Here is an 8,496-nt window from a genome sequence, read left to right on the forward strand (position 1 = left end):
GCCTGGCGCGCGACCATCGCAGCCGATAGCGCCGCGGGGCAGAGCTTTGCCGCCATCGGCGCCAGGGACTGCGTCACCACCTTCCTGCATCCCGGCTTCCATATGGTGGCCTATCCCGTCAGCAAGGGTGCGGCCTTCAATCTCGCGGCCTTCACCAGGGGCGACCGCATTGCCGAGGGCTGGTCCGGCAACGCCGACGCCGGGATCCTGACCCGAGCTCTTGCCGGCACTGCGGCAGAACTTGCCCGTCTGGTCGAGCAGGCCGGCCCGTGGACCGCGTGGCCGATCCACACTGTCGACCCGCAACAGCCCTGGACAACACCGAACGGCATGGCGCTGATCGGCGACGCCGCGCATGCGATGACCCCATTCGCGGCGCAAGGTGCGGCCATGGCGATCGAGGATGCAGCGACGCTTGCCGACGCCGTCTACGCCTCCCCTACGAACCCGCTGGCCGCGCTTGCGGTTTGGGAACAGTCACGGCGGCCGCGTGTCGCGCAGGTCGCCCGACGCGGCGCTGTCAACCGGCTGGCCTGGCATGCCGCAGGGCCGGTGGCGATTGCGCGCAACGTGTTCCTGAAAATGCGCTCGTCGGAAAAACTCGCGGCGGATTTGGACTGGCTCTATGGCTGGCGGGCACCGGAGGCTGACGAAAGCTGAAACCTGCGAAAGGTTGGCGGGACAGAGGGGGGTGTGAAGGAACGCGACACTCGCCAATTCGCGGAATGCCCACGCTAATTATACAGCCGCATCGATAGCCCGAGCGATACAGGCAGCGGGTTCCACCAGCCGGTGCGCAGGCCTGCGGTGCGCAAGGCGGCCGCCGTCCAGGTGTTGCAGCCGATCAGTGCGTTGAAATGGCCGTTGGCTTCGTAGAAGCCGTCGAACCTGGAATAGGCCGCGTCCGGAACGAGGATCGGGCCTTCCGGTCCGCGCTGGAAACTCGCATCGATGAAATCGAGCAACGCCGCGAACCGGTCCTCTGTGATGTCGAACCCCGCGATGTCAGGGGGCGGTTCGAGGATGTCACCGGCGACATCGACATGCATGACCGACGCGTCGAGGGTCAGTGCCTTCATCACCGGTACCGCCTTCAGCTCGGACCATGTCGGCGTCTCCAGGTAGAAGGCGCGACCGCCCCAGCCGAAGACGATGTAGCGGACCTCCGGCCTGTCGGCCGGTATGCCGGCGTCGACCAGGAAGTGGAAACGCTGGCGCACGGCATCGTCGACCGGGATGGCGATATCGGTGTGGATCGGATTGTTCAGCACCAGGATGTGGCGCGTCGCGGCGGGCATGGCGGCGGCCGCCGGCCACAGCGGCCGCGGCACGAGGGTGCCCGTCGTCACGGCGAGAGCGACGACAATCAACAGAAGGCCTAGAAAACGTCCCAGTCTCTTCATGAAAAGCGGCTCTGCAAAAGCGCTCCAGCGCGACAGGAACGGTCGCCTGTTATGCCATACGCAAAAGAGCCCGGCAGTGTTTCAGCCGGGCTCCTCGCAAACATCGAAAGCCTAGTGCAGGATCTGCGACAGGAACAGCTTCGTGCGCTCATGGCGCGGGTGGTCGAAGAACTCGGCCGGCGTGTTCTGCTCGACGATCTGGCCCTGGTCCATGAAGATCACCCGGTTGGCGACCTTGCGGGCAAAACCCATCTCGTGGGTGACGCACAGCATGGTCATGCCTTCTTCGGCAAGGCCAACCATGGTCTCCAGCACTTCCTTGATCATCTCCGGATCAAGCGCCGAGGTCGGCTCGTCGAACAGCATGATGCGCGGGTTCATGCACAGCGAGCGGGCAATCGCCACACGCTGCTGCTGGCCGCCGGAAAGCTGGCCGGGATATTTGTTGGCCTGTTCCGGGATCTTGACGCGCTTGAGGAAATGCATGGCGATTTCCTCGGCCTGCTTCTTCGGCGTCTTGCGCACCCAGATCGGCGCCAGCGTGCAGTTCTCCAGGATGGTCAGATGCGGGAACAGGTTGAAGTGCTGGAACACCATGCCGACCTCGCGGCGCACCTCGTCGATCTTCTTGAGATCGTTGGTCAATTCCTTACCGTCGACGATGATCTTGCCCTTCTGGTGCTCCTCCAGGCGGTTGATGCAGCGGATCATGGTCGATTTGCCGGAGCCGGAGGGGCCGCAGATGACGATGCGCTCGCCGCGCATCACTTTCAGGTTGATGTCCTTCAGCACATGGAACTCGCCATACCATTTGTGCATGGCGATGATGTCGATGGCGACATCGGTCGTCGAAATCTGCATCTTGGCGGCGTTGACCTTGATCTCTTCGGCGCTGACGGCATTTTCGGTGGCCATGAGAGGGATCCCCTTGTTCTTTTGTTTATGTTTAGCGTTTGTGGCCGGTGTCGAGCCGGCGTTCGGTGTACATTGAATAGCGCGACATGCCGAAGCAGAACAGCCAGAAGACGAAGGCGGCGAAGATCAGGCCGGACCTCGCCGTCTGCGCGGTTGCCCAGTTTGCATCGGAAAAATTCTGTTTGACGATGCCGAGCAGGTCGAACATCGAGATGATGATGACCAGGCTGGTGTCCTTGAACATGCCGATGAAGGTGTTGACGATGCCCGGGATGACCAATTTGAGCGCCTGCGGCATGACGATGAAATACATCTTCTGCCAATAGCCGAGGCCGAGCGAATCGGCACCTTCATATTGGCCCTTGGGGATCGCCTGCAGGCCGCCGCGCACCACTTCGGCCATATAGGCGGCGGCAAACAGCGACACGCCGATCAAAGCGCGCAGGAACTTGTCGAACGAAACGCCCTCCGGCAGGAACAGCGGCAGCATGACGCTGGCGAAGAACAGCACGGTGATCAGCGGGATGCCGCGCACCGTCTCGATGAAGACGACGCACAGCGTCTTGATGATCGGCATCTTGGAACGGCGGCCGAGCGCCAGCACGATGCCGAGCGGCAGCGACACGGCAATGCCGACGAAGGACAGGCTGAGCGTTACCAAGAGCCCGCCCCAAAGCGAGGTCTCGACATGCGGCAGGCCGAACATGCCGCCGACCAGCAGGACGAAGGCGACGATCGGCAGCACGAAGAACAGCAGAACCGCATTCAGCCCTTTGCGTGGCACCTTCGGCATCAGCATCGGCACCAGCAGCGCCACGAACAGGATGGCGACCAGGATCGGCCGCCAGCGCTCCTCGATGGGATAGCGGCCGAGCATGAACTGGCCGAACTTGGCATTGACGAAAGCCCAGCAGGCGCCGGTCCAGCCATCCGGCTGGATGCCGCCTTGCGCCACCGTGGCGCATACGGTCCGGTCCGGCCCCGTCCACACGGCGTTGATGAACGCCCAATTGATGATTTGCGGCAGGATCATCGCCACCAGGGCGATGCCGACGATTGTCAAAATGGTGTCGCCGGTAGACGCGATCAGGTTCTTGCGCACCCATGCGCCGAGGCCGGTGACGCTGGCGGGCGCCGGCTGCGCCAGCACCATTTCGGTGCGCACCCAGGACATATCATGTTCTTGCATGTCCTTACCTCACCTCTCCACCAGCGCCATCTTGGCGTTGAACCAGTTCATCACAAGCGAGGTCAGAAGGCTGATGGCGAGATAGATCACCATCATGATCACCACGCCCTCGACGGCCTGGCCGGTCTGGTTCAGCACTGTCCCGGCGGTCGCCGTCAGGTCCGGATAGCCGATGGCGATGGCCAGCGACGAGTTCTTGGTCAGGTTGAGATACTGGCTGGTCAGCGGCGGAATGACGATGCGCATGGCCTGCGGCACGACGACCAGCCGCAGGATCGATCCGGAACGCAATCCCAACGCTCCGGCGGCTTCCGTCTGGCCCGCGCTGACACCCCTGATGCCGGCACGCACGATCTCGGCGATGAAGGCGGCGGTATAGCAGGACAGCGCCAGATAAAGCGACAGGAACTCCGGCCGGACCTGAAAGCCGCCGGTCAGGTTGAAAGTCGACTGCTTGGGGTAATCGAAGCTCAGGGGAAAGCCGCTCAGCGCATAGGCGAGCAGCGGCAGCCCGACGATCAGCGCCGCGGATGTCCAAAACACCGGAAATTGCTGGCCGGTCGCCATCTGCCGTTGCCGCGCCTTGCGCGCGACGAACCACGCCATGGCGATGCCGACGAGCAGGGCGACGAAAATCAGCCATGAACCGTCGCCCCATACGGCGCGTGGAAAATAGAAACCGCGCTGGTTGAGAAAGGAGCCGAACGGCAAATTGATGCTGTCGCGTGGCGCCGGCAGCACGGCCAGCACGCCGGAATACCAGAAGAAGATGACCAGCAGCGGCGGGATGTTGCGGAAGACCTCGACATAGACGGTGCAGATCTTCCTGATCAGCCAGTTCTTCGAGAGCCGGCCGATGCCGATGACGAAGCCGATGATTGTCGCGGTGATGATGCCGACGATGGCGACGATGACCGTGTTGAGGAGGCCGACCAGAATGGCGCGGCCATAGGTCGAATCCGACGAATAGGCGATCGCGCTCTCGCTGATATCGAAGCCGGCGCGGCCCTTGAGGAAGCCGAAGCCTGAAGCGATGCGCAACCGCGTCAGGTTGTCGATGACGTTGTGGGCAATCCACCAGACGCCCGCCACCAGCAGCACGACGACCAGCACCTGGAAGAATATGCCCCGGATTTTCGGATCGTTGATGAAGGAGCCGCGGCTGGGCTCCTCGCGAAGTACGTCCTGCGATGCCATTCGACCGTCCCCTGGAAAGAGAAACCGGGAGGCAGATGATCTGCCTCCCGGATCACATTTCGATCAGCGGATCGGCGGCGCGTATTGCAGGCCGCCCTTGGTCCACAGCGCGTTGATGCCGCGCGCGATCTTCAGCGGGCTGCCCGAGCCGACATTGCGCTCGAACATTTCGCCATAATTGCCGACGGCCTTGACGATGTTGACCACCCAGTCATTGGAGACGCCGAGATCGGTACCGATCTTGGTGTCGGCTTCCTGGCCGAGAACGCGCTTGATCTCGGGGCTGGCCGAGTTCTTCATCTCATCGACATTGGCCTTGGTGATGCCGAGCTCTTCAGCCTGCAGCAGCGCAAAATAGGTCCATTTGACGATGTGGTACCACTGGTCGTCGCCCTGGCGAACGGCAGGTCCGAGCGGCTCCTTGGAGATGATCTCGGGCAGCACGACATGGTCGGCCGGCGATCCCAGCGTCAGGCGTATGCCATAGAGGCCCGACTGATCGGTGGTGTAGACGTCGCAGCGGCCGGCATCATAGGCGGCGTTGACCTCTTCCAGCTTTTCGAAGACGACGGGATTGTACTCCATCTTGTTGGCCTTGAAGTAGTCGGCGAGGTTCAGCTCGGTGGTGGTGCCGCTCTGCACGCAGACGGCTGCGCCCGAGAGCTGCAATGCCGAATTGACACCCGGCAGCTTCTTGGCGTTGATCATGAAACCCTGGCCGTCATAATAGGTGACGCCGATGAAATTCAGGCCGAGTGCCGTATCGCGGTTGATGGTCCAGGTGGTGTTGCGCGACAGGATGTCGATCTCGCCCGACTGCAGCGCGGTAAACCGCTCCTTGGCGCTGAGCGGCGTGAACTTGACCCTGGAGCCGTCACCGAAGACGGCGGCCGCGACAGCGCGGCAGAAATCCGCATCGATGCCTTGCCAGTCACCCTTGTCGTCCGGCGCCGAAAAGCCGGCCAGGCCGGTGGAGACGCCGCACTGGATGAAGCCCTTCGCCTTGACGGTGTCGAGCGTGGCCGCCGACGCGGCGGACGCCATCAATCCAAGCGTGGCGGCGCCTAGAATGCCGATAGCAATGTGTTTCATGACCCACAGACCCTTTTCTCTGTTTTTCAGGAGTAAATCCTGATTTTTTTCTCCCGTGTGAACGCGGCTTCATCCCGGCCCATCCCGAAACCCCGCATCGTAACCGACGCGCCGCCTCCCATTCACAAATGTCATCGAAGGCGATAATTCCTGTGAGGTCAAGGGAAATGACCCAAACCCGAAGAGTTTGAAAACCGATTGCCGTAAATGCCTGATTTACAGACAAACACGCCCGCGAATTAGTCAGCAGGGGCCAATAAAGGCGGCAAAGCTGATGCAACGCCAACGCGGGGCCGATACCGGCCGCGGCAGCGAAATCCATCCCGGGCAAATACCTCGTGGTTGTTGACCTCCGCGTGGGGCGAACTACCATGTCCCAAGATTGTCTTCTGACGATTTACTGGCGGCTGCAGTCCAATACAGGTCGCAGACGAAGACTGTTCTCAAGAGGCTTGAAAGACGATCCAGGTCCCGATGCCAGCCATCAACGCGCCTGAAACGCGCGGAATCAGCTGCCCGGTCGGCACCGTCTTCTCCAGCAGGACGAGGATGGCGATGCCGGCGATCCACAGCACGTTCATGACGCCACCGACGAACAGCAGAGCCATCAGCGCCCAGCAGCACCCCAGACAGTAGGCGCCGTGATCGATGCCCAGCCGGAGCGCGCCGAGCGGAGCGGAGCGGAATCCGCCATGGCCGGCCAGGAACGCGATCGGGGCCTGACATTGGCGCAGGCAGACGCCCTTCATCGGCGTCCATTGATAGAGACCGGCGGCGATCAGGACGAGGCCGCCGAGGACCGCGCTGCCGGTCGCCATCGAGGGGTCGAGCAAGGCAAGACGGGCGAGCAGCCATTGCGCACCGGTCGCCACGAGGCTGAAGACGGCCCAGACGGCGAGGTAGCCGGCAAAAAACCATCCCGTCGAAGCGATGGGCCTGCCATCCGCCCGCGCCTTGCGGCCGACACCGGCATAGAGCAGCAACATCGGTGCGACCGAAGGCGTCATCATGCCGACCATCATCACCGCCCACATCGTGAAGGTGAAAGCGAAATCGGCCAATGCCCAGGCCCGGATGCCTGGCGCCACGGCGGCGCCCATATCCATGCCGCCCATACCCATGTTCGACCCGTCCATATTCGACATGTCCATTCCGGCCATGTCACCGCCTCCGCTGTCCGGCAAGGCGGAGCCGGGCATGACCATGTCGGTGGCGAGCCACAGCACATAGGCCCAGGCGAGCACGGCAATCACCACGAGCGCGGCCATCACGACCGCGCGATCGCGCCGCAGCACCGCCTCGAGGGCCGTGTCGCCCATTGGATCAGGTCAATGCACGATGCCGCTCTGCGTGAGATGCAGATTGGCGAAATGGCTGTGCGTATCGGCCAGCTCGAACTTGATCGGGCCCGTCGCCTTTGTCCAGCCGCGCCCGACCTCGGCGATCGCGTATTCGAAGCCGTGCGGCAGGTCGATGCGCGCCTGGTGGGCAGCGCCGGTGACCGGATTCCGGATCGGCTCGCCACGACCGTCGGTTATACCCTCGACATGCAGCTGACTGGTTCGCGCGTCGACGTCGATGTTGAATTCGATCGGCGCAAAGATCGGGTCGTGGAACTTCTCCAGCGTGGTCGAAAAGACCTGGAATATCGTTGCACCCGGTTCGGTATCCAGACCGCCCAATATGCGAAGCAGCGCGCCACGTTGGGCTTCCGTCGCCCTCTCGTCGATGATCACCGCGGCTTCGCCCCCGCCCTGGTGTATGGCGCCGGGCCAGCTGAAAATCCCGACGAACCGCAATCCGTCGAGCTTGGTGTCGCCGTGATGGCCGCTTTCGATTTCCATGCCGGCGACCGCCTGGCAGAACCCGTATGTCGGCATGGCGTTGAACTGGCACGGGCAGCCATAGGCGCAGTTGCAGTTGATGAATTCGCGCGCCTTCATGGCCCATTTGACGTCCGGCATGGCATTCCTCCCTTGCCGCGCTCACGCTTGGTGAGCGCGATCCGGATCGTGGAGGACCAGAGGTCAACCGGCAGCAACCATCCGGCAGCATCTGATCGAAGCAATCCGGCGATTAATATTAGCCGACAATCATATACCTTCCGCAGCCGCCCACAATAGCCGATCGGCGGAGATGAGGGCTCCGAACGCAGGTCAATCAAAGACCGCCTTTTCGCGATAGGAATTTTTTCTTGACAGCCTGCCCTCAGCTATGATACATTTTCGTCCATGGTGCTGATTTGCGCCGATGACCCGCCGCACAGGCGGGTTTTTCGTTTTGATATCCTGTCCCCGCATCGCTGTTTTTGCCGCGACGAATTGGCATATTCGAAGTCCATCTCCTGGCGGACGGTGGCTGTTGCACGGTCCATGCCGCCGCACTATGGCTAGCGGCTTGTCAAACAAGGCGACGCAGAATGGCGAAAGACGGCGAGCACTTTAGCGGCGGGATGGGCATCAACACGCGGCTTGCCCATTCGGGCAACAATCCGCACGACTATTTCGGCTTCGTCAATCCGCCGGTGGTGCATGCCTCGACCGTGCTTTTTCGCGACGCGGCGTCAATGGCGGCTCGCACCCAGAAATACACTTACGGCACGCGCGGCACGCCGACGACCGATGCGCTCGCCCACGCCATAGACGCGCTGGAAGGTTCGGCAGGCACGATCCTGGTGCCGTCGGGCCTTGCGGCGGTGAC

Annotated in this window: 9 protein-coding genes; 2 read left to right on the forward strand and 7 right to left on the reverse strand. The window is 62.4% G+C overall.

The window, feature by feature from the left end:
• Positions 1-660 (forward strand): FAD-dependent monooxygenase (locus ENZ74_RS13140; RefSeq protein WP_206522275.1); only part of this gene is annotated, 660 nt, incomplete at its 5' end.
• A 74-nt stretch (positions 661-734) separates the two neighbouring features.
• Here the strand turns inward: ENZ74_RS13140 and ENZ74_RS13145 are convergent.
• The 7 genes from ENZ74_RS13145 to ENZ74_RS13175 form a co-directional block, all read right to left on the reverse strand.
• Entirely contained in the window at positions 735-1,403 is a 669-nt protein-coding gene (locus ENZ74_RS13145) for a TIGR02117 family protein (protein ID WP_013532419.1), read from the reverse strand.
• A 111-nt stretch (positions 1,404-1,514) separates the two neighbouring features.
• Positions 1,515-2,318, reverse strand: coding sequence for an amino acid ABC transporter ATP-binding protein (locus ENZ74_RS13150; RefSeq protein ID WP_013532420.1), 804 nt, complete (start codon positions 2,316-2,318; stop codon positions 1,515-1,517).
• Positions 2,319-2,349: 31 nt separating this feature from the next.
• Complete coding sequence (locus ENZ74_RS13155; protein ID WP_013532421.1) at positions 2,350-3,507, reverse strand: amino acid ABC transporter permease; 1,158 nt, start codon at positions 3,505-3,507, stop codon at positions 2,350-2,352.
• A gap of 9 nt (positions 3,508-3,516) precedes the next feature.
• On the reverse strand, positions 3,517-4,704 hold the full coding sequence (locus ENZ74_RS13160) for an amino acid ABC transporter permease (RefSeq protein ID WP_013532422.1): 1,188 nt from the start codon (positions 4,702-4,704) through the stop codon (positions 3,517-3,519).
• A 63-nt stretch (positions 4,705-4,767) separates the two neighbouring features.
• Positions 4,768-5,796: an amino acid ABC transporter substrate-binding protein gene (locus ENZ74_RS13165; protein ID WP_013532423.1), complete on the reverse strand. Its 1,029-nt coding sequence runs from the start codon at positions 5,794-5,796 to the stop codon at positions 4,768-4,770.
• 443 nt (positions 5,797-6,239) lie between these two features.
• Complete coding sequence (locus ENZ74_RS13170; protein WP_013532424.1) at positions 6,240-7,115, reverse strand: DUF2182 domain-containing protein; 876 nt, start codon at positions 7,113-7,115, stop codon at positions 6,240-6,242.
• Between the two features lie 9 nt (positions 7,116-7,124).
• Positions 7,125-7,760 (reverse strand): DUF1326 domain-containing protein, encoded by a 636-nt coding sequence (locus tag ENZ74_RS13175; protein WP_013532425.1) that lies wholly within the window; start codon positions 7,758-7,760, stop codon positions 7,125-7,127.
• A gap of 455 nt (positions 7,761-8,215) precedes the next feature.
• On the opposite strand from ENZ74_RS13175, the gene ENZ74_RS13180 reads away from it, so the two are divergent.
• A partial coding sequence (locus tag ENZ74_RS13180) for a PLP-dependent transferase (RefSeq protein ID WP_206522276.1) occupies positions 8,216-8,496 on the forward strand: 281 nt, incomplete at its 3' end.

This window comes from Mesorhizobium sp. M7A.F.Ca.CA.002.15.2.1 (genome assembly GCF_003998715.1).
Taxonomy (GTDB): Bacteria; Pseudomonadota; Alphaproteobacteria; order Rhizobiales; family Rhizobiaceae; genus Mesorhizobium; species Mesorhizobium ciceri.